Origin of the sequence: Phyllobacterium sp. SB3, from assembly GCF_040009165.1 — a bacterium.
GTDB lineage: Bacteria > Pseudomonadota > Alphaproteobacteria > Rhizobiales > Rhizobiaceae > Phyllobacterium.
Genome location: NZ_JBDYKI010000004.1, coordinates 347,307 through 365,291, shown reverse-complemented (window position 1 = coordinate 365,291; position 17,985 = coordinate 347,307). Strand labels below are relative to the sequence as shown.

The window sequence follows — 17,985 nt, the reverse complement described above, 5'->3', positions numbered from 1 at the left end:
TGTCCTTATCCGGCCACTTCGAAAGAGAGAATGACTAGCTGTTGCCCTGTTCAGGGAGCAGTTCTGCAACTGGCAAAACCGCATCATCCTTGACTGTCTTTGTAACGATATAGGTGAAATACCGGTCGATCCCGATTTCGCGCTGCAGGAGATCATCCACCAGCCGCTGATAAGCATCGATATCCCGGGTCATGACCTTCAAGACGTAATCAACACCCCCGCCTACCGACCAGCATGCCACCACCTCCGGCAATGTCTTGATGACCCGTTCAAAGCGATCAAAATCTGCCTGTCGATGCGCACCGAGGGTAATTTCCATCAGGACAGTGGTAATTGGCGTAACAAGCCGCAAGGCAATTCGCGCGTGATAACCAGTGATTACCCCGGCTTTTTCCAACCGGCGCAGGCGTGTCCAACATGGCGTTGGCGATATTCCTACCCGCTCTGCCAGCGCAAGCTTGGTAATCCTGCCTTCCCGCTGGATTTCGTCAAGGATGCGGATATCGATCTGATCTAACTTTATTGAAGTCATGATACGCCTGTTGGATTCATGTTATAATCATGACGTTGTGATTTTTTGATTGTCAATTGCACTGACTTCGATCACTTATAAATCATGACATTATGGCAACCAGATCCGACAAGTCTACGTCGCCCGGCCTATCTCTCGCTGGCGGAACAGATTGCACGCGCTATAGCGGATGGCAAACTGGAAGGCGGAACGCGTCTGCCAACACATCGGCGAATGGCGGATGAGCTGCGCCTTTCAGTGCAGACAGTCAGCCGCGCTTATGAAGAACTAATCCGCAGAAATCTGATTTCCGGAGAGACGGGGCGCGGCACGTTTGTCTGTGCCACAAGCCGCGAACCTGACCCGCCCTATTTGCCGGAACGGCTTGGCGAGGTCATTGATCTCTCTATACTGAAACCGGTATGCGAGCCGATGCATCTGGAGCGTATGAAGAAAGCCTTGGCATGGCTCTCCGAAACCCTGCCCCCCAGTTCAGCACTATCTTTTCGGCCCAACGTGGTTTTCCCGCGTCATCGCGCCATTGCTGTGGAATGGCTACGCGCCTGCGGTCTGGATGTCGCTCCCGGCAATATCAGTGTTACGAATGGTGCCACGGCAGCTATGACAGTAGCCTTGATGAGCGCTGCGCCACCCGGCTCAAAAGTTGCGACGGAAGGCATAGGGCATCACACCTTGACGCCGCTCGCTTCCTATCTCGGCCTCACGCTTGAAGGGCTGGCCATTGACGACCAGGGTATCATTCCGGAGTCACTGGATGAGTGTTGCCGAATGACAGGTATTCAAGCTGTCTTCGTTCAACCATCCGTCATCAATCCGACTGGAACCCTTATGGGGTTGGAGCGGAGGAACGCTTTGGTTGAGATTGCCCGAAAGCATGACATTGCAATTATTGAAAGCGACGTGCTTGGGCCCCTCGTTGAAAACCGGCCACCGCCTATTGCATCTATCGCTCCGGAGCGAACGCTGTATTTCACCAGTTTCACCAAGATCGTGGTTCCCGGCTTGCGCATTGGCTATCTGGTTGCACCTGATCGCTATGTTGCGGCGGTTGCAAATCGCCATCTCGTTTCAAATTGGATGGCTACGCCGATTGTAGCAGAAATTGCCAGCAGGTGGGTTTCCGACGGCACCGCGATGGAACTTGTCAATTGGCAGCGCGAAGCACTTCGGGTCAGGCATTCAGTCGCCTCCGAAGTTTTGGCGGGTATTCCCTTCCTGTCGCATCCGCAAAGTCTGCATATCTGGCTGCCACTAACCGGTGAACGTACGGAAGAAGCGTTTGTTGCCCATGCAAGGTTGCAGGGCGTTGCCATCGCGCCCGGAGCGTCTTTCCGCATATCCAATCACCCGTGGCACCCGGCCGTTCGCATCTCACTTGGTTCAACAACCGAGCAGGAGTTACGGTCGGGGCTTGGTGTCGTAGCTAACCTTCTTCGCGGAGACCTGGAACATTTACTGCTTGCAATCTGAGCCGACTGCCTGAATTTTCATCACGATCAGTTAAATTGTCATGATTTAATTTTTACAATTGACATGATTTCATAAGTCTCCCATCGTTAGCGCATGAGGTTGTCTCAACCAGAAGGAGACACGCATGCCGCCATCCAACGCCGCACCGATCATCGAGATTGACGGTATCAGTAAAAGTTTCGGTGCGTTCAAAGTTTTGAACGACCTGTCTTTCAGTGTTGCACCGGGCGAGAAGCTTGCGTTGATTGGACCATCCGGTTCAGGCAAGACGACGATCCTGCGCATTCTGATGACGCTCGAAGGGATAGACTCCGGAACTATCCGCGTTGCTGGTGACAATCTTTATCAGATGGAGCGTAACGGCACAACGCAGCCAGCCGATGAAGCGCATTTGCATAAGATGCGCGAAAAGATCGGCATGGTCTTTCAGCTGTTCAATTTGTTTCCCCACAAATGCGTACTCGACAATGTGACCTTGGCGCCGATGCTGACGAAGGGCGTCTCAAGGAAAGATGCTGAACAGCACGCTATGGAATTGCTCGATATGGTTGGACTTGCGGACAAGGCAAAGTCCATGCCGTCACAGCTCTCCGGCGGCCAGAAACAACGGGTCGCCATTGCGCGTGCCCTCGCCCTTAAACCGAAAATCATGCTGTTTGATGAGGTGACGTCAGCTCTTGATCCTGAACTCGTTGAGGAAGTGCTGAATGTTCTTTGGCGCCTCTGCCGTGAGACAGACATGACAATGCTGCTCGTGACGCATGAGATGGGTTTTGCTCACGATTTTGCTGATCGCGTTCTTTTCTTTGATCGTGGCCGCATCGTTGAAGACGGCAAGCCAGACGAGATTTTCAGACATCCGAAACAGGAAAGAACACAAGCCTTCCTGAAAAAGATCATCGCCGCAGGTCACCGCATTTAATTCGGGCCCTCGACGATCAGACATAAAAGAAAAACCAGAGGAGTTGGGAACATGACGAAATTACAGACAATCAGTGCATTATTGGGAGCTGCGGCCTTGTCCGCATTGGTTTCCTCTATGCCGGCAAAAGCAGATGAAGCACTCGATAAGCTGAAAGCGCAGGGCTTTGCCCGTATCGCTATTGCAAACGAACCTCCGTTCACTGCCGTTAAAGCTGACGGTAGCGTATCGGGCGCCGGTCCGGATGTGGCACGTGCTGTGTTCAAAAAGCTCGGTGTGAACGACGTCGTTGCTTCGATTTCCGAATATGGCGCGATGATCCCCGGGCTGCAGGCTGGCCGCCACGATGTCGTAACTGCTGGGCTTTTCATGAAACCTGAGCGCTGTAACGCAGTCGCCTATTCAGAGCCGATCCTCTGCGATGCCGAGGCTCTCCTCGTGAAGAAGGGTAATCCCAAAGGCTTCAAGAGCTATGCGGACATTGCGAAGGACGAGAAAGCAACAATCGGTGCCCCCGGTGGTGGTACTGAGGAACGTCTCGCCCTCGAAGCTGGCGTGCCACGGGACCGCGTTATCGTCGTTCCGGATGGTCAGAGCGGCCTGAAAATGCTGCAGGATGGACGCATCGATACATATTCATTGCCGGTTCTGTCGATCAACGATCTGGTCAAGAAGGCCAATGACCCGAACATCGAGGTTATCGCGCCGGTACAGGGTGCGCCGGTCTATTGCGATGGGGCAGCATTCCGCAAGGGCGATACGGCACTTCGTGATGAGTTCGACAAGGTTCTGGCTGAGATGAAGAAGTCCGGTGAATTCGCCAAGATCGTCGAGCCATATGGCTTCTCGGCAGAGGCAGCATTGTCCACCACCCGCGATAAGCTTTGCGCCGCTAACTAACTGACGCAAACAGTGCCGCTTTGCCGGAAGGTAGGCGGCACCTTTCCTGGACTCTCACAAAGGTGGCGAAGCGATGGGCCAATGGGCCGGCTATCTGCAACTTATCCTCGACGGTGCGGTCGTAACCATTGAGCTGACGCTGATGGGTTCGGCGCTGGCACTGGTGATGGCCTTTCTGGCAGGGATGGGAAGATTATCGCGCATCGCTCCGGTGCGTTGGCTTGCTACGGCCTATATTGAGTTCTTCCGTGGTACATCGATTTTTGTACAGCTATTCTGGGCATATTTCGTTCTGCCACTATTCGGCTTTTCTCTCACGCCGTTGCAGGCTGGCGTTCTTGCCCTCGGTTTGAATGTCGGTGCCTATGGCGCTGAGGTAGTTCGCGGTGCAATCAAATCTATCGGCAAGGAGCAATATGAAGCTTGCATTGCGCTGAATTTCACGGGTTGGCAGGGTCTTCGCAAAATCATCCTACCACAGGCATTTGTCTTGATGCTTCCTACCTTTGGCAACAATGCCATTGAGCTTCTGAAAGCATCCGCCGTCGTGTCGCTGATATCACTCTCCGATATGACATTTCAGGCGCAAGTGGTGCGTGCGCAAACCGGCAGCACACTTGTGCCATTCCTGACAATTCTCGTGCTGTATTTTCTTATTGCCAGCGTCATCTCCTTCGCAATTCGCGGCCTTGAGCGTTATCTGACGCGCGGCCTCGATGGCATCAGGTCATAGGAGGCGGACAATGGAATGGGATTGGGCTTTCGTCGTTCAAATTCTTCCAACGCTCATCGAAGGCGTGAAGATCACCATTATTGCCACTCTCTTGGGTTCGGTGCTGGCCGCAATTGTTGGACTGGTCATCGCAATAGTTCGCCGCTCGAGCAACCGGCTGGTGTCAATGCCCATGGGCTTTGTTGCGGAGTTTATTCGCGGCACGCCGTTGCTGGTGCAGCTCTATTTCATCTTCTATGTGCTGCCTGACCTTGGAATTACGCTCTCGCCACTCGTCGCAGGCGTTATCGGTCTTGGCTTGCATTACGGCACCTACACCGCCGAAGTCTATCGCGCAGGCATCGACAATGTGGCGCGTGGTCAATGGGAAGCTGCCAAGGCGTGCAATCTCAGTCCTCTCCAGACTTGGACACAGATCATCATGCCACAGGCACTGCCGCCCATGATCCCTGCTCTGGCCAATTATTTCATCGCCATGTTCAAGGAAACGCCGCTTCTCTCGGCAATCACGGTGCTTGAACTGATGAATCAGGCTCGCAGCATCGCCAACTATAACTACAGATACATTGAACCAATCACGATGGTTGGTGCGTTCTTCCTTGTGATCAGCGTTGTTTCTGTAATCGGCCTGCGCTGGCTGGAGCGCCGCTACGGCAAGATTGATTGAGGAGCAATTAAATGGAGGCGTTCCCGACGATCAACCAGACAGACTTGCAGCTCGAATTTGATGACCGGCCGCTGCCAAAGCGTGTCGGGCTTGTCATCCTTGCTACCGATCACACGACCGAGCCAGACTTTCAGCGTATGGTCGCCAGTAGCAATATCGGCCTCTATACATCGCGCATCCCCTACGCCAATCCGACAACGCCTGAAAATCTGCGGCGTATGCTTCATCCGATGAGAGAAGGCGCATGGATGATCCTGCCTGACGAAGAGCTGAATGCAATTTGCTATTCATGCACGTCTGCCTCTGTCGTTATCGGCGATGATGAAGTGGAGCGGGCTCTCCAACAGGCCAAGCCAAATGTGCCTGTGGTAACGCCGACACGTGCTGCTGTGAAAGGCTTGCAGGCATTTGGTGCAAAGAAGATCAGTATCCTCACGCCCTATACAATTGAAACCAGCAAGCCAATGGCGACTTATTTTAGCGCCAAGGGCTTTGATATCGCGAACTTCACCTGTTTTGGGCTGGATGATGACAGGCAAATGGCACGGATCAACACACAATCGTTGATCACAGCAGCACGCGAAACAATTGCCAGCGATGCAGACACGCTATTTATTTCTTGTACAGCCCTGCGGGCCGCGAGCGTAGCGGCGGAGATTGAACAGGCAATCGGCAAGCCAGTCGTCACAAGCAATCTCGCAACGGCATGGGCAACACTGCGCATTTGCGGTGAGCACTCGCTACGCCCTGAACTCGGCAGCCTGATGGCCCAGCCAATGGCGAACTGGTGAAAATGACTTCGAACCCGGTCACCATTGCCAATATTGAACAAGCGCGTGAGGCAATTGCCGGGAAAGTCTTGCGAACACCAATGGTTCAATCCGTAACGCTTTCAGACAAAATGGGTGTGCCGGTTTGGCTTAAACTCGAGCATAGACAGACCACAGGTAGCTTCAAATTACGCGGCGCTACCAGCGTGTTAAGTCAGCTTTCTAAAGCAGAAAAGAAACGTGGTGTTGTGGCTGCTTCAACAGGAAACCACGGTCGCGCACTCGCCTATGCCGCTCAACTGGAAGGAATACGTGCAGTCGTCTGCATGTCCCGCCTCGTTCCTAAAAACAAGGTAGACGAAATTCGCCGCCTTGGAGCAGAGACCCATATCATCGGCAAATCACAGGACGATGCCCAGGAGGAAGTCGAGCGCCTGGTACGTCAGGATGGTCTGGTGATGGTGCCGCCTTTCGACAATGCGCATATCATCGCGGGCCAAGGCACGCTCGGACTTGAGATTATCGAAGATGTTCCTGATGTTCATACAGTGCTTGTTCCGTTATCCGGCGGCGGGCTGGCATCGGGTATTGCCTGCGCGGTTAAGGCGAGACGGCCAGCATCAAAGCTCATCGGTGTTTCCATGCAAAATGGCGCGGCCATGCATGCGAGCCTGAATGCCGGAAAGCCCGTTCTTGTTGAGGAAAGTGAGAGCCTTGCAGATTCTCTCGGCGGTGGCATCGGCCTTGATAATCAATTCACCTTCGCGATGGTTCGGGACCTTCTGGACGATGTGGTCCTTCTGACCGAACAGGAGATCGCAACTGGCATCAACCATGCCTATCGATATGAACGTGAAATTATCGAAGGAGCCGCCGCTGTCGGCATTGGTGCATTGCTCGCCGGCAAAGTGCAGGCGCAAGGGCCGATTGTCCTCATCCTATCCGGACGCAACGTCGATATGGATCAGCACAAACGTCTGGTCTGCGCTGATGAAATCAATGAAAGGGCAGAGCCATGCCCCGCATGACAATCCTAACCGAAGCAGAACTCCGCAAGATCATCTCGCTGGATATAGATGCCGTTGCCTGTGTCGAAAATGCATTCGAGGCGCTGGCAACAAAAGCCGTGGCTATGCCACCTATCCTGCGGCTCGATATTCCTGAGCATCGGGGAGAAGTGGATGTCAAAACTGCCTATGTGCCCGGAATCGACAGTTTTGCCATAAAAATCAGCCCCGGCTTCTTCGATAACCCAAAACTGGGCCTGCCAAGTGTCAACGGCATGATGGTTCTGCTCAGCAGCAAGACCGGATTGGTGGAAGCGCTGCTCCTCGATAATGGATATCTTACTGATATTCGAACCGCGGCGGCGGGTGCCGTTGCAGCCAAACATTTGTCGCGTCAGGATTCGAAAGTTGCAACGATCTTTGGTGCAGGTGTGCAGGGACAATTACAATTGGAAGCGCTTACACTGGTGCGCCCCATAGAGAAAGCATTTATCTGGGCAAGAGATCGCGCCAAAGCCGAACAAGCTGCGCATACTGCGAGTAAAAAGTTAGGTATCCCGGTCACGGCAATTGCCGATCCTGAGGAAGCTGCCGGTCTTGCGGACATCATAGTGACGACTACGCCCTCCTCCGAGCCGCTTCTTCAAGCCTCCTGGCTTCGGCCCGGCCAGCACATTACGGCGATGGGTTCGGACGCGGAACACAAAAATGAATTGGCGGCAGACGTTATAACCAAGGCTGATCTCTACATCGCTGACAGCCTCAAACAGACACGCCGTTTGGGTGAACTGCACCACGCAATCGAAGCCGGACTGGTCGCACCGGATGCATCTTACGGCGAACTTGGTGCAGTGATTGCTGGTTCTGCCAAAGGCCGCAGCTCCCAATCAGAGATCACACTCGCCGATCTGACCGGTACAGGTGTTCAAGACACTGCCATTGCTACGCTGGCGCGAGAGCGTGCAACCCGCACAAACGCCGGAACGAATTTCGAAAGTTGATAAGGGCTTAGCCCAAGCATGAGGAAACAGAAATGACCGAACCCAACCTGAAGTTCACAAGGCAGGAGTTTGCCGAACGATTGAAGAAAACCCGCGCGGCAATGCAGAAGCGCGGAATCGATCTTTTGATCTGCAGCGATCCTTCCAATATGGCGTGGCTTACCGGATATGATGGCTGGTCGTTCTACGTTCATCAGGCTGTGCTTGTGCCGCCGGAAGGCGAGCCGGTCTGGTATGGCCGTGGGCAGGATGCCAATGGCGCAAAACGTACTGCCTATCTGCACCATGACAACATAGTGGGCTACGCCGATAATTATGTTCAGTCGACGGAACGCCATCCGATGGACTTCCTTTCGCAAGTCATCGCGGAGCGCGGTTGGGGCAAGCTTACAATCGGCGTCGAGATGGATAATTACTGGTTCTCCGCTGCAGCCTATGGCTCGTTGCAAAAACACCTGCCGAACGCTCGCTTTGTCGATGCTACCGCATTGGTCAACTGGCAGCGCGCTGTCAAAAGCCCAACCGAAATTGACTACATGCGCAAGGCGGGGCGCATTGTCGAGCTTATGCATCAACGTATTGTCGACAAGATTGAGCCCGGCATGCGCAAATCCGATCTCGTTGCAGAGATTTATGATGCGGGGATTCGTGGTACGCCTGAGTTTGGCGGCGACTATCCCGCCATCGTGCCTCTGCTTCCATCAGGGGCCGATGCGTCCGCTCCCCATCTCACATGGGATGATAAACCCATGAAGCTGGGCGAAGGGACATTCTTCGAGATTGCGGGTTGTTACAATCGCTATCACGTCCCACTTTCACGCACCGTATTTCTCGGCAAACCCACGCAGGAGTTTCTCGATGCTGAGAAAGCCACGCTGGAGGGTATGGAGGCAGGTCTTGCTGCGGCAAAGCCCGGCAATACCTGCGAAGATATAGCCAATGGCTTTTTTGGTGTCCTGAAGAAATACGGCATCGTCAAAGACAATCGTACCGGCTATCCAATCGGGATTTCCTATCCGCCGGATTGGGGCGAACGCACGATGAGCCTTCGTCCCGGTGACAAGACCGTGCTTGAACCCGGTATGACATTCCATTTCATGACCGGTCTTTGGCTTGAAACCATGGGTCTCGAAATTACCGAAAGCATTCTGATCACAGATAGTGGCGTTGAGTGCCTTGCCAACTTCCCGCGCAAGCTGATTGTGAAGAACTGAGGCGGGCGATGCAGTCAGAAACACTCCGGCCTTCGCCCGTTACGCCGACTATCGATCTTGATAAGCAAGGCGTGCAGCATGGTTTCCTGAGATTACCATATAGCCGTGATGACTCTGCATGGGGATCAGTAATGATTCCCATCGCGGTTCTGCGTAACGGCAAAGGGCCGACAGCGCTTCTGACCGGCGGCAACCATGGCGATGAATATGAAGGCCCAATCGCTTTATACGACCTCGCCCGCACGCTCGACATCAATGCCATCAGTGGCACTGTGATTATTGTTCCTGCAATGAACTATCCGGCTTTTCAGGCAGGTACCCGGACGTCGCCTATCGACAAAGGCAATATGAACCGCAGTTACCCTGGCAAGCCCGATGGAACAGTCACTCAAAAGATCGCCGATTATTTCACTCGGGAACTGCTACCGCGTGCCGATGTCGTGCTCGACTTCCATTCCGGGGGCAAAACACTCGACTTTGTGCCTTTTGCCGCCGCTCATATCCTGCCCGACAAAAATCAAGAGGCTAAAGGCTTTGAAGCCGTCAAAGCGTTCTCTGCCCCTTGGTCTATGCGTATGCTTGAGATCGACGCTGTTGGAATGTACGACACCACTGTCGAAGAGATGGGCAAGATATTTGTTACCACGGAACTCGGCGGCGGTGGCACGGCACGGGCTGAAACAGTCGCCATAGCAAAGCGCGGTGCAGCAAATATTCTTCGTCATGCCGGCATTCTTGATAGCGCGATTGAACACAGGGATACCCGTTGGCTCGATATGCCTTCCGGGGATTGTTTCTCTTTTGCCGAAGATGCCGGACTGATCGAAACCATGATTGATCTGGGTGAGCCCGTACAAGAAGGGCAACTCATTGCGCGTATCTTTCCTATTGGCCGGACTGGAGCCGCGCCTGCGGAAATTCGGGCCAAGCTTACTGGTATTCTCGCCGCGAGGCATTTTCCCGGTTTGGTCAAGCCGGGCGATTGCGTAGCAGTCATAGGCACTGTTGACTGAGCTGTAATGTATCAAGCGCCAAGGCCAGATATTAGCCGAAACAAGTTTTGTTATCCAAAAGCGATGCCTCGGCGTAAACTCTCCTAGATGATTCTCTTGCCGATTATGGATTGAGGAATCCAGGCCTGCGAACCATCGTGGTGAAACCGGTTTATGGAGAACTTGATATGGGTGGAGAAGGTCTTCTCGTATTTCTACTGGTTGGACTGATTGCTGGCTGGCTTGCCAGCATGCTGGTCCGCGGCGGTGGCTTCGGCCTCGTCGGCGATCTTGTCGTCGGCGTGATCGGCGCTTTTATTGCAGGCTTCCTGTTTCCACGCCTTGGCATCTCATTGGGTGCAGGGCTGATCGGGCAGATTATCGCTGCAGCAATTGGCGCAATTATTCTACTTGTAATCATCCGTGCTGTTAAACGCGCCTGATTGCTCTAAAATCGGATAATAAAAAACCTCCGAACCAGTTTGGTTCGGAGGTTTTTCGTTTCTATGACCTCTATCTAGCTATGGCTAGGATGAGGTACGGCATTTCCGCCAGGTTCTGCCTCAGCACTCTCGGACTTCACATCTTTTCTGGAGATGAAAGTGTAGAACATCGGGACCACGAACAGGGTGAAGATCGTTCCAACCAGAATACCGGAGAAGATCACCAGACCGATTGAGTAACGCGCTGCGGCACCCGCGCCTGTTGCCGTGATCAGCGGAATAACACCGAGAGCCATGGCAGCAGTGGTCATCAGGATCGGGCGAAGACGTGTCTTGGCCGCCAGAATGATCGCGTCATGCCGTGAAATGCCATGAAGCTCGCGCTGCTGATTGGCAAACTCCACCATCAGAATACCATGCTTGGTAATCAGCCCGACAAGGGTGATCAGCCCAACCTGAGTATAGATGTTCAAAGTCCCCAAGCCGAGATTCAGCGGCACAATCGCCCCGAAGATCGACAGCGGAACCGACATCATGATGATGAACGGATCACGGAAGCTTTCAAACTGCGCTGCAAGCACCAGATAGATGACGACCACGGCCAGAGCAAATGCGATCAGAATTGTACTTCCCTGCTCGATTTCAAGACGGGACTGCCCCGAGTAATCGAGGAAGAACCCATCCGGCATCAACGGCCGTGCAGTATCGATAACTGTTTGCAGGCCTTGACCCGTTGTCACACCCGGCAACGGAAGAGCCGAGATTGTCGCGGAGTTAAGCTGATTGAACTGCTCGATAGCCGCAGGTGACGCGTTTTCGCTGATTTTCACAACCGCCGACAGAGGAACCATCGAACCCGACGCGCTCTTCACAAAATACTGTCCGAGCTTGTCCGGATTGGATCGGAAATCCTGCGGAACCTGCGGATAGATATCATAGCTGTTGGAGTCGCGATCGAACTTCGACACTTTCGGCTCACCGACAAGCAGTCCAAGCGTCTGGCCGATTTCGCTGACAGGTACACCCAACGCCGATGCCCGGTCACGGTCAATGGTAATCGTGACTTGAGGCGCGTTGAACGACAGTGAGTTTTGCACGATGATAAACTGACCCGAAGCTTGAGCCTTGTTCTTGATATCCTCGGCAACCTCAAACACCTTGTCAGCGGGGCCGGTCGACTGGATGATAACCGAGATAGGCAGGCCGCCACCCGTACCAGGCAGTGTCGGAGGTGAGAATATGAAAGCTTCGGCACCAGCTACTGGCGCAATACGACCCTGCAATTCTTCCTGCAACTGCTTCTGCGATTTGTCACGCTCTGACCAGTCCTTGAACACCCAGATCGCAAATGCGGAATTTGTCGTGCCAAGCCCAAGAATGTTAAAGCGGGCTTTCAGCTCGGGTAAATCCTTGGTCAGATTGTCGATCTGATCGGCATAAAGCTTGGTGTAATCCGATGTTGCGTATTGAGGAGCATTCACCAGAGAGAACAGCGCGCCGGAATCTTCTTCCGGAGCCAATTCAGAAGAAGTCTTCGTGAACAGGAAGCCGGTCAAAGCAACAAGCGCGATAACGATGAACAATGTTACAGGGCGGAAGCCCAGTGACCCGGCAACACGCCGCTCATAGGCACCTTCGAGCCAGCCGAAAGCACCATCTACGATACGCTGGAACCGGCTATGATTGCCGCCACGAAGCAGCAAGGCGCACATCATTGGCGATACAGTCAAAGCTGCAACGCCAGAGATGATAACCGAGCCTGCGAGTGTGAAGGCGAATTCGCGGAACAGCGAACCGGTCAGGCCGCCTGTGAAGCCCAGCGGCGCGAACACCGCAGCGAGCGTCACAGTCATGGCGATGATAGGACCTGTGATTTCCTTCATACCGCGTAACGCGGCATCAATCGGCTTCAATCCTTCTTCAATGTGGCGATGGATATTCTCCAACACCACAATAGCGTCGTCCACCACAAGGCCGATGGCAAGAACCATCGCAAGAAGCGATAGCAAATTGATCGAATAGCCGAGCAGGAACAGGAAGAAGCACACGCCGACGAGCGAAATCGGGATTGTTACAACCGGGATAATAACTGAGCGGAACGAACCGAGGAATAGAAGAATAACCGCTACAACGATCAATACCGCTTCGACAACAGTCTTCAAAACTTCCTCAATCGAGGAGCTGATTTGCTCCGTGGCATCGTACAACATGGTGATTGTCATGCCTTCGGGAAGAGTTGCCTGAATGGATGGCAACTCCTTACGAACAGCCGCAGTCATGTCGATCGGGTTAGCGGCTGGTGTCGGAAAGACACCAAGGAATGTACCGCTGGAACCATTGAACGTCACAACCGTATCTTTGCTTACAGCGCCAAGCTCAACACGGGCAACGTCGCGCAGACGCACGATATTATCCCCATCGGATTTGATTGGCATAGCCCCGAATGCTTCGGGGGTTTGCAATGTCGTCTTCAGAGTAATTGGCGAAGCAACATAAAGATTCTTCACCTTACCGGGAGCCGACAGGAAGTTGGACTGATTGATCGCAGTCAGCACTTCGGTAGCCGTAGTACCACGAGCAGCCAGCTTGATCGGGTCAATCCAGACACGCATCGAGAATACCTGACCACCCAGAATCTGGGCATCGGCAACACCCTGAATCGTCGACATACGCGGTTGAATAACGCGCTCGAGATATTCGGTGATCTGCTCGCTGGTCATGTTCGGGTTCTGCACCGCGAGGTACATCGTCGCGAAGTCCTGACCAGTTCCCTTGGTAATGATGGGATCGTCGGATTCCTCCGGCAGATCACCGCGAACCTGGTTGACCTTGGAAATAACTTCGGTCAACGCCGCATCCGGATCAGCGCCGAGCTTCATCTGTACGGTAACCTTACTCGACGATGGAGACGAGGAAGATGTAACGTAATCGATGTTTTCAGTCGTCGTCACCGCTTTGGCGATAGGCGACGAAATGAAGCCCTGCATCAGATCCGCGCTGGCACCCGGATAAGCTGTTGAAATGGTGATGACCGTTTCCTCGACCTTCGGGTACTCACGAACAGACAAGTTCACAAGACCCTGCGCGCCAAGCAGAATGATCATCAATGCTACAACCGTCGAGAGAACTGGACGGCGAATGAATATCTCGGAAAAATTCATTTCTTTGGCAGTCCTGCGTCGGTTGTATTTGCGGGGTTAACGGTATTGTCGATCTTGACCGCTGCGCCAGGGCTCAGACGATTTTGACCTGCAGTAACAATGATATCGCCCTTCTTCAGACCTTTGGTGATTTCGACCACCAGTCCGGAGCGGCGACCGGGCGTAACGAATACCTGTGCCACGACGAGCTTCTCTTCTTTCTTCTCGCCTTCGGCTGGCTTGGCTGTGTCAGCGGGCTTGGCCTCCTCGGGCTTGGCAGCATCGGCAGGAGCGGCACCGTCGGCTGGCTTATTTTCTTCAGGCGCTGGACGAACGACGAATACATAGTCGCCATACAGGCTGGAAACGAGCGCAGTCTGAGGCAGGGTCACGACATTCTCCTCTTTGGGAAGTGTGACACGAACCTGAGCAAATTGACCGGGACGGAGCTTGCCCGATGAGTTTTCAACTTTGGCGCGAACAGTTACCAATCGTGTCGATGGATCAATGCGTGGTTCGATAGCTGTAATCTCGCCATCGAAGCTCTCATCATTGTCCGTCAGGTTAAGCTTGATCGGCTGTTTGATGTTGATCGAAGCGAGCACCTGCTCTGGAACGGTGAAATCAACACGCATCGTATTGAGGTCCTGCAGCGAAACAACGACCGTGCCCGGCGAGAGATACTGGCCAAGTTCGATACGCGGAATACCTACTGTGCCCTCGAATGGAGCCTTGATAAGTTTTTGGTCGAGAACAGCCTGCAGCTTTGCGATCTCGGCCTTCTTAGCCAGAGAGGCGGACTGTGCTTCATCCACATTGGAAACGGCGCCAACACCACGGGTATTCAGCGTACGGGCGCGTTCCAGTGTCTGGTCAGCCAGAACATCCTGTGCTTTTGCGGCGACGATATCTGCCTTTTCAATGGCATCATCAAGCTGAAGCAGGGCAGCGCCCTTCTCAACAATCTGGTTTGCCTCGAAAGGAATATCCTTGACGATGCCTGCCACTTCGACCGCAAGTTCGACACCCTGAATGGCACTCACAGTACCGATTGCTTCAATATTCGGTGTCCATATGCCAGGCTCAACCGTGTAGGTTGAGACAGGAGCTGCCGGTTGCTGCATAGTAGCAAAGAAGTCTTTAATAGCCTTATCCCGGAACAGGTTGAATCCAACCAATCCAACACCGAGCAATACGACCAGGATCAGAACGATCACGGGGACAATGTAGCGCTTAATCATGGGGGATACCGCTCCGGAACAAAACAATGGCCAGCAAAATATCTGCCAGCCTTTCATATGAGATTAACGTAGTGTGGACTTGATTGCCACATGCAATGTACTGTACCGTCTGGACGGTATTGTCAATATCAGTTGGCAAGTCTCTTACACCGAAAGTTTTAGAATGAAGGCGGACACGCTCTCCACCAAAGATAAAATCCTGCAGGCGGCTGCCGAAATTGCCATGGAAGTCGGGCCGGTTAACCTGTCACTTGATGCAGTTGCGCGTAGAGCCGGCCTTTCAAAAGGTGGACTTCTTTATAGTTTTCCGACCAAAGCAAAATTGCTGGAAGCACTCGTTGAAAACCACATGGCTGAGTTCGACGAATCACTAAAGGCGGAAGAGGCCGCCAGAAATCATGGCAGGAACAGCGTCATTCTGGCCTGCATTGCGGTCTTCCGGGCGGAATTTCTGTGTAACGAGAAAGAGCCGTCCGGAATACTTGCCGCCATTGCCAATGATCCGACATTTCTCGATCCGATACGGCGTTATAATAAACAGCTATTGCAGCGCATCCGGGAAAACTCCGAAGATCCTACTCTCGCCTTGATGGCATTTCTAACCATTGAGGGCATGCGCAGCCTGAAACTCTTTGAGATGGAAGGCTTGAGCCGCGACGAGCAGATCGCAACGATCGACCGCCTCAAAGTGCTATTCAAATCCACCAACGTATCCGAGGTCCAGTAAGGCGATTAAACGACAGGAATGTCGCCCGTTGCCCATGCTGCCTGCGTTTCGCTGACAAAATCATTGAAACGTGTGGCTTCAATTGCACTTCGCACGCCCTGCATGAGTTGCTGGTAATAGGCAAGATTGTTCCATGTCAGCAACATGCCGCCGAGCGCCTCACCCGATTTAACCAGATGGTGGAGATAGGCACGGCTATAGTCCCGCGCAGCAGGGCAAGTCGACTCTTCATCAAGTGGTCTCGGATCGTCTGCATGCCGGGCATTACGAAGATTGACTTTACCCCGGCGAGTGAAAGCCAGACCGTGCCGCCCTGCCCGGGTCGGCATAACGCAATCGAACATATCGATACCACGTGCAACTGACTTCAAAATGTCATCAGGCGTACCGACACCCATCAGATAGCGTGGCTTTTCAGATGGAAGTTCCGGACAAGTCACATCCAGCATATCAAGCATGACTTCCTGCGGTTCACCGACTGCCAGTCCGCCCACTGCATAGCCCTTCAAGTCCATGGATTTGAGTGCCTGCGCCGAGCGGATGCGCAAGTCCGGAATGTCACCGCCCTGCACAATTCCAAACATGGCTTTGCCAGCTTGCGTGCCGAATGCAATCTTGCAACGCTCCGCCCAACGTAACGAAAGCTCCATGGCGCGCTGGATATCTTTAGCCGTTGAAGGAAGTGCAACGCACTCGTCGAGCTGCATTTGGATATCTGAATCCAGTAAGCCCTGAATTTCGATGGAACGCTCCGGTGTCATTTCATAAGCGCGACCGTCGATATGTGAGCGAAACGTCACTCCCTTTTCATCGAGCTTGCGCAATTGCGCGAGCGACATCACCTGAAAACCGCCCGAATCGGTCAAAATTGGCCCCGGCCAACGTGCAAAGTCATGCAAGCCGCCAAGTTTGGCAACGCGTTCGGCTCCCGGACGCAACATCAGATGATAGGTATTGCCAAGAATGATATCCGCACCCAGATCCCGCACCTGATCCATATACATGGCCTTGACCGTACCGGCCGTGCCGACCGGCATGAAGGCTGGTGTACGCACAGTTCCGCGCGGCATGGTGATTTCACCGCGTCGCGCCTTGCCGTCCTCGGCTATCAATTTGAATTCAAAGTTTTCGCTTGTCATGATGTTGTTCGCCATAACAGGCTTGAGTCGCCATAGGAATAGAAGCGATAGCGGTTTTTGATCGCATAGTCGTAAGCCGCGTGCATGCGCTCAAACCCGCTGAATGCGGAAACAAGCATGAACAGCGTGGAGCGTGGCAGATGGAAATTGGTCATCAGCATGTCAACGGCGCGAAACTGATAGCCGGGTGTAATGAATATGTCTGTTGGTCCTGACCATGGCTTTATGACGCCATCCGTGCCGGTGGCACTTTCCAGCAGACGCAGAGATGTTGTACCAACCGAAATAATGCGTCCGCCCCGCGCCTTCACGGCATTCAAGGCATCGGCAGTTTTTTCATCAACAGTACCGATCTCAGCATGCATCTTATGATCAGCGGTGTCATCGGCCTTTACCGGCAAAAACGTTCCGGCGCCCACATGCAATGTAACGAAATGTTCTTCAATACCGCGCTTTTTCAGATCGGACAGCAATTCCGGCGTAAAGTGCAATCCAGCGGTCGGCGCTGCAACAGCGCCTTCTTCGCGCGCATAAACGGTTTGATAGTCTGCCTGATCGCGCTCGTCTTCGGCACGTTTGGAAGCTATATAAGGCGGCAAAGGTATGTGGCCAACTGCTGCGATAGCCTGATCAAGATCGGGACCGCTAAAGTCGAATACCAATAGTGCTTCGCCCGCGTCACCCTTTTCGGCGACAGTTGCCTGCAGCGAGCCCAGCAAGCAAGCATTATTGCCGTGACCGAAATCGATGCGCTCGCCTTCTTTGATCCTCTTGGCAGGCCGAAGGAAAGCTTTCCAGCGATCAGGCCCTGTACGCATATGGAGAGTTGCGCTGATCTGCGCCTTCACACCTTCCCGCTCACGAAAACCTTCAAGTTGCGCCGGTATCACTTTGGTATCATTGAATACCAACGCATCACCTTCCTGAAGATAATCTCCAAGATTACGTACCGTACTGCCCTGAAAATCGGAGCCATCATTCCTTACAAGCAAAAGCCGCGCTGAATCGCGCGGCTCTGCCGGTCTCAATGCAATGTTGTCTTCCGGCAAGTCGAAATCGAAAAGATCAACACGCATAATGGATAAAC

17 protein-coding genes are annotated in these 17,985 nt (G+C 53.4%); 12 read left to right on the top strand and 5 right to left on the bottom strand.

Annotated elements, in window-relative coordinates; translation table 11 throughout:
• Positions 1-34: 34 nt before the first annotated feature.
• A complete protein-coding gene (locus ABKW30_RS17235) occupies positions 35-532 on the bottom strand; it encodes an Lrp/AsnC family transcriptional regulator (protein ID WP_348600139.1) in 498 nt (165 codons plus the stop codon).
• 84 nt (positions 533-616) lie between these two features.
• Here ABKW30_RS17235 and ABKW30_RS17230 point away from each other — a divergent pair, with 84 nt between their 5' ends.
• From ABKW30_RS17230 to ABKW30_RS17180, 11 genes are all read left to right on the top strand, one after another.
• Positions 617-2,002, top strand: a complete 1,386-nt coding sequence (locus ABKW30_RS17230; RefSeq protein WP_348600138.1) for a PLP-dependent aminotransferase family protein — start codon at positions 617-619, stop codon at positions 2,000-2,002.
• A gap of 124 nt (positions 2,003-2,126) precedes the next feature.
• On the top strand, positions 2,127-2,924 hold the full coding sequence (ehuA, locus tag ABKW30_RS17225; protein ID WP_348600137.1) for an ectoine/hydroxyectoine ABC transporter ATP-binding protein EhuA: 798 nt from the start codon (positions 2,127-2,129) through the stop codon (positions 2,922-2,924).
• Positions 2,925-2,975: 51 nt separating this feature from the next.
• Positions 2,976-3,824: an ectoine/hydroxyectoine ABC transporter substrate-binding protein EhuB gene (gene ehuB / locus ABKW30_RS17220; RefSeq protein ID WP_348600136.1), complete on the top strand. Its 849-nt coding sequence runs from the start codon at positions 2,976-2,978 to the stop codon at positions 3,822-3,824.
• Positions 3,825-3,897: 73 nt separating this feature from the next.
• Positions 3,898-4,557, top strand: coding sequence for an ectoine/hydroxyectoine ABC transporter permease subunit EhuC (gene ehuC, locus ABKW30_RS17215; protein WP_348600135.1), 660 nt, complete (start codon positions 3,898-3,900; stop codon positions 4,555-4,557).
• A 10-nt stretch (positions 4,558-4,567) separates the two neighbouring features.
• Positions 4,568-5,224 (top strand): ectoine/hydroxyectoine ABC transporter permease subunit EhuD, encoded by a 657-nt coding sequence (ehuD, locus tag ABKW30_RS17210; protein WP_348600134.1) that lies wholly within the window; start codon positions 4,568-4,570, stop codon positions 5,222-5,224.
• 11 nt (positions 5,225-5,235) lie between these two features.
• Entirely contained in the window at positions 5,236-6,015 is a 780-nt protein-coding gene (gene eutA / locus ABKW30_RS17205; protein ID WP_348600132.1) for an ectoine utilization protein EutA, read from the top strand.
• Positions 6,016-6,017: 2 nt separating this feature from the next.
• Complete coding sequence (eutB, locus tag ABKW30_RS17200) at positions 6,018-7,022, top strand: hydroxyectoine utilization dehydratase EutB (protein WP_348600130.1); 1,005 nt, start codon at positions 6,018-6,020, stop codon at positions 7,020-7,022.
• Positions 7,010-8,002 (top strand): ectoine utilization protein EutC, encoded by a 993-nt coding sequence (gene eutC, locus ABKW30_RS17195; RefSeq protein WP_348600129.1) that lies wholly within the window; start codon positions 7,010-7,012, stop codon positions 8,000-8,002. Before eutB ends, eutC begins: the two co-directional genes overlap by 13 nt.
• 32 nt (positions 8,003-8,034) lie before the next feature.
• Complete coding sequence (gene doeA / locus ABKW30_RS17190) at positions 8,035-9,216, top strand: ectoine hydrolase DoeA (RefSeq protein ID WP_348600128.1); 1,182 nt, start codon at positions 8,035-8,037, stop codon at positions 9,214-9,216.
• An 8-nt stretch (positions 9,217-9,224) separates the two neighbouring features.
• Positions 9,225-10,229 (top strand): N(2)-acetyl-L-2,4-diaminobutanoate deacetylase DoeB, encoded by a 1,005-nt coding sequence (doeB, locus tag ABKW30_RS17185; RefSeq protein WP_348600127.1) that lies wholly within the window; start codon positions 9,225-9,227, stop codon positions 10,227-10,229.
• Between the two features lie 167 nt (positions 10,230-10,396).
• On the top strand, positions 10,397-10,651 hold the full coding sequence (locus ABKW30_RS17180; RefSeq protein ID WP_348600126.1) for a GlsB/YeaQ/YmgE family stress response membrane protein: 255 nt from the start codon (positions 10,397-10,399) through the stop codon (positions 10,649-10,651).
• 74 nt (positions 10,652-10,725) lie between these two features.
• On the opposite strand, the gene ABKW30_RS17175 is transcribed toward ABKW30_RS17180, so the two are convergent.
• Together ABKW30_RS17175 and ABKW30_RS17170 are read right to left on the bottom strand one after the other, a co-directional pair.
• Positions 10,726-13,812 (bottom strand): efflux RND transporter permease subunit, encoded by a 3,087-nt coding sequence (locus tag ABKW30_RS17175; RefSeq protein ID WP_348600125.1) that lies wholly within the window; start codon positions 13,810-13,812, stop codon positions 10,726-10,728.
• Positions 13,809-15,032, bottom strand: a complete 1,224-nt coding sequence (locus ABKW30_RS17170; protein WP_348600124.1) for an efflux RND transporter periplasmic adaptor subunit — start codon at positions 15,030-15,032, stop codon at positions 13,809-13,811. The genes ABKW30_RS17175 and ABKW30_RS17170 overlap by 4 nt, the downstream gene beginning before the upstream one ends.
• 163 nt (positions 15,033-15,195) lie before the next feature.
• Between ABKW30_RS17170 and ABKW30_RS17165 the strand changes: the two genes are divergently transcribed.
• Positions 15,196-15,759: a TetR/AcrR family transcriptional regulator gene (locus ABKW30_RS17165; RefSeq protein ID WP_348600122.1), complete on the top strand. Its 564-nt coding sequence runs from the start codon at positions 15,196-15,198 to the stop codon at positions 15,757-15,759.
• A 5-nt stretch (positions 15,760-15,764) separates the two neighbouring features.
• On the opposite strand, the gene tgt is transcribed toward ABKW30_RS17165, so the two are convergent.
• Both tgt and queA read right to left on the bottom strand, forming a co-directional pair.
• Positions 15,765-16,898, bottom strand: coding sequence for a tRNA guanosine(34) transglycosylase Tgt (gene tgt / locus ABKW30_RS17160; RefSeq protein ID WP_348600121.1), 1,134 nt, complete (start codon positions 16,896-16,898; stop codon positions 15,765-15,767).
• A complete protein-coding gene (queA, locus tag ABKW30_RS17155) occupies positions 16,895-17,974 on the bottom strand; it encodes a tRNA preQ1(34) S-adenosylmethionine ribosyltransferase-isomerase QueA (protein ID WP_348600120.1) in 1,080 nt (359 codons plus the stop codon). The genes tgt and queA overlap by 4 nt, the downstream gene beginning before the upstream one ends.
• Between the last annotated feature and the right edge of the window lie 11 nt (positions 17,975-17,985).

What these genes read in the sequence shown, in the direction of transcription:
- ABKW30_RS17235 (WP_348600139.1), bottom strand. Translation starts at nt 532, where the DNA reads ATGACTTCAATAAAGTTAGATCAGATCGATATCCGCATCCTTGACGAA.
- ABKW30_RS17230 (WP_348600138.1), top strand. Translation starts at nt 617, where the DNA reads ATGACATTATGGCAACCAGATCCGACAAGTCTACGTCGCCCGGCCTAT.
- ehuA (WP_348600137.1), top strand. Translation starts at nt 2,127, where the DNA reads ATGCCGCCATCCAACGCCGCACCGATCATCGAGATTGACGGTATCAGT.
- ehuB (WP_348600136.1), top strand. Translation starts at nt 2,976, where the DNA reads ATGACGAAATTACAGACAATCAGTGCATTATTGGGAGCTGCGGCCTTG.
- ehuC (WP_348600135.1), top strand. Translation starts at nt 3,898, where the DNA reads ATGGGCCAATGGGCCGGCTATCTGCAACTTATCCTCGACGGTGCGGTC.
- ehuD (WP_348600134.1), top strand. Translation starts at nt 4,568, where the DNA reads ATGGAATGGGATTGGGCTTTCGTCGTTCAAATTCTTCCAACGCTCATC.
- eutA (WP_348600132.1), top strand. Translation starts at nt 5,236, where the DNA reads ATGGAGGCGTTCCCGACGATCAACCAGACAGACTTGCAGCTCGAATTT.
- eutB (WP_348600130.1), top strand. Translation starts at nt 6,018, where the DNA reads ATGACTTCGAACCCGGTCACCATTGCCAATATTGAACAAGCGCGTGAG.
- eutC (WP_348600129.1), top strand. Translation starts at nt 7,010, where the DNA reads ATGCCCCGCATGACAATCCTAACCGAAGCAGAACTCCGCAAGATCATC.
- doeA (WP_348600128.1), top strand. Translation starts at nt 8,035, where the DNA reads ATGACCGAACCCAACCTGAAGTTCACAAGGCAGGAGTTTGCCGAACGA.
- doeB (WP_348600127.1), top strand. Translation starts at nt 9,225, where the DNA reads ATGCAGTCAGAAACACTCCGGCCTTCGCCCGTTACGCCGACTATCGAT.
- ABKW30_RS17180 (WP_348600126.1), top strand. Translation starts at nt 10,397, where the DNA reads ATGGGTGGAGAAGGTCTTCTCGTATTTCTACTGGTTGGACTGATTGCT.
- ABKW30_RS17175 (WP_348600125.1), bottom strand. Translation starts at nt 13,812, where the DNA reads ATGAATTTTTCCGAGATATTCATTCGCCGTCCAGTTCTCTCGACGGTT.
- ABKW30_RS17170 (WP_348600124.1), bottom strand. Translation starts at nt 15,032, where the DNA reads ATGATTAAGCGCTACATTGTCCCCGTGATCGTTCTGATCCTGGTCGTA.
- ABKW30_RS17165 (WP_348600122.1), top strand. Translation starts at nt 15,196, where the DNA reads ATGAAGGCGGACACGCTCTCCACCAAAGATAAAATCCTGCAGGCGGCT.
- tgt (WP_348600121.1), bottom strand. Translation starts at nt 16,898, where the DNA reads ATGACAAGCGAAAACTTTGAATTCAAATTGATAGCCGAGGACGGCAAG.
- queA (WP_348600120.1), bottom strand. Translation starts at nt 17,974, where the DNA reads ATGCGTGTTGATCTTTTCGATTTCGACTTGCCGGAAGACAACATTGCA.